Source organism: Micromonospora phytophila (genome assembly GCF_023656545.1).
Classification (GTDB): domain Bacteria; phylum Actinomycetota; class Actinomycetes; order Mycobacteriales; family Micromonosporaceae; genus Micromonospora; species Micromonospora phytophila.
The window spans coordinates 1-2,086 of the sequence record NZ_JAMOKF010000557.1; the positions used below are offsets into that span (position 1 = coordinate 1).

General features: G+C 74.5%; 3 protein-coding genes and 1 pseudogene. 2 read left to right on the top strand and 2 right to left on the bottom strand.

What is annotated here, in order from left to right; all coding sequences use genetic code 11:
- Together NCC78_RS31145 and NCC78_RS31150 are read right to left on the bottom strand one after the other, a co-directional pair.
- On the bottom strand, positions 1–647 hold a 647-nt coding region (locus NCC78_RS31145), incomplete at its 3' end, for a tetratricopeptide repeat protein (protein WP_250799010.1).
- A 57-nt stretch (positions 648–704) separates the two neighbouring features.
- Positions 705–1,166: a MarR family winged helix-turn-helix transcriptional regulator gene (locus NCC78_RS31150; protein ID WP_250799012.1), complete on the bottom strand. Its 462-nt coding sequence runs from the start codon at positions 1,164–1,166 to the stop codon at positions 705–707.
- Between the two features lie 50 nt (positions 1,167–1,216).
- Between NCC78_RS31150 and NCC78_RS31155 the strand changes: the two genes are divergently transcribed.
- Entirely contained in the window at positions 1,217–1,738 is a 522-nt protein-coding gene (locus NCC78_RS31155) for a VOC family protein (protein ID WP_250799011.1), read from the top strand.
- 81 nt (positions 1,739–1,819) lie between these two features.
- Positions 1,820–2,086 (top strand): annotated as a pseudogene (locus NCC78_RS31160) (hypothetical protein); the annotation flags it as partial.

Consider the following 2,086-nt stretch of genomic DNA (forward strand, 5'->3'; position numbering starts at 1 on the left):
TGTGCCGCCAGCGGGTCGTCCGCGGGCAGATGCTGCCGGCAGAGCTCGCGGGCCAGCGCCAGGTTGTCGTGCGCCTCGGCGAACTGCCCGCAGTCGCGTTGCATCGCCCCGAGCCGGGCCAGCATCTTGATGCCGCTGGGGTGGCCGTCGCCGTACACCTCGCGGTGCAGCTCCCAGGCGTCCTGGAGCCGGTCGCGGGCCACCTGGCACTGGCCGCGGGCGTACTCCACAGTGGCCAGGTCGGCGTGGGCGGCGAGCACCCGCAGCGACTCCGGGCCGTCGAGCGCGGTCAGCTCGATGATCACTTCCTGGTAGAGCCGGGCGGCGCGGGACCAGCTGCCGACCCGGTGCAGCACCGCCGCCAGGGTGGCCGCGGCGGCGACGGTGCGCTGGTCGGAGCGGCCGTGCAACCGGGTGGCCGCCGCGTACGCGAAGGCGGCCCAGCCCCGGGCGGAGTGGGGTTCGCCGAGGGCGACCAGCACGCGGGCCTGGAGCCCGGCGGCCTCGGCCAGTTCGGGCGTGGCGTTGGCCGGGCGCGGGTCGGCGTCGGTCAGCGCGTCGGCGAGCAGCCGTTGGGCGCCGGCGAGGTCGCCGGCGGACACCAGGTGATGCGCCTGGTCAGTCAGTTCACCGAAGCCGGAGGGCACGCCCCATCGTGCTCATCCGACGACGGTAAGTACAAGACCCGGGCCGGGGTGGATTGGTCAGGATCTCCTCAGGTGGTCGACGAGCGTCTCGCCGATGCGGCGCAACTGGTCGACCTGGGCGGGGCTCAACGCGTCGAACAGGTGCCGGCGTACCCCCTCCACGTGGCCGGGCGCGGCGGCGGCGAGGGTGGCGAATCCGTCGTCGGTCAGGACCGCGATCTGCCCGCGCCGGTCGGTCGGGCACTCCTCGCGGCGGACCCAGCCGGCCGCCTCTAGCCGGGCCACCGCGTGCGAGAGGCGGCTGCGTGAGGAGCCGGTCGCCTCGGCCAGGTCGCTCATCCGCAGCTGCCGCTCCGGCGCCTCGGAGAGCCGCACCAGGATCTCGTAGTAGGCGTGCGGCATTCCGGCGTCACGTTGCAGCTCGCGGTCGAGCGTCTCCATCAGCGCCCGGGAGGCGGTCAGGAACGCGCGCCAGGTGCGCTGCTCGTCGGGGTCCAGCCAGCGGGTCATGACCACCATCATAGGCCATGTGGTTGAACGCTCAACCAAATCGCGCTACCGTCGGTGGCATGGGAATCCACCGGCTCAACCACGCCGTCCTCTACGTCAGTGACCTTGCCCGCAGCGTCGCCTTCTACCGCGACGTGCTGGGCTTCCGTCCGGTCCCGATGACCCCGGACGGCTTCCGGGGCGCCACCTTCCTCCAGGCGCCCGACTCCACCAACGACCACGACCTGGGCCTGTTCGAGATCGGTGCCGCCGCCGGCCGCTCCGCCGCCGGCCGGAGCACCGTCGGCCTCTACCACCTGGCCTGGGAGGTGGACACCCTCGACGAGCTGGCCGCGACCGCGCAGCGGCTCGCCGCCGCCGGCGCGCTGGTCGGCACCTCCGACCACGGCACCACCAAGAGCCTCTACGGGCAGGACCCGGACGGACTGGAGTTCGAGGTGGTCTGGCTGGTGCCGGCCGACCGGCTCGACGACGCCGCCCTCGCCGCCCGCAAGCGGATCGGCCGGCTGGACCTCGACGCCGAGCGGCAGCGCTACGGCGGCCAGACCCGCGGCGGGGTGGGCATCTCCGTCCCGGCCTGAGGCCGAGACGCCGACCCGCCCGGGCCGACCCGGACGGGTGCCGCGCCCCGGCCGGCGGCAACGGTGGGGTAGAACGACAGCATGCCGACCGACACCGTCCTGCGCGAGCTGCTCGTCCGACACCTGGAGATCTGGTTACCGGGGGCGCTGCACCGCGCCCGGCGGGCCACCGTCGTCCTGGCGTACGCCGGTGACGACGCCGGGTCCGCCGAGGCCGCGCTGCGGGCGGTCGCCGAGTACGCCGACCGGCTGCGCGGCCGTCAGCTCACCGTGCTGGTGCTCGCCGACGGCACCGAGGAACTGCCGGCCCGGCTCGGCGCCGTCGAGGCGGAACTGCCGCCCGAGGTC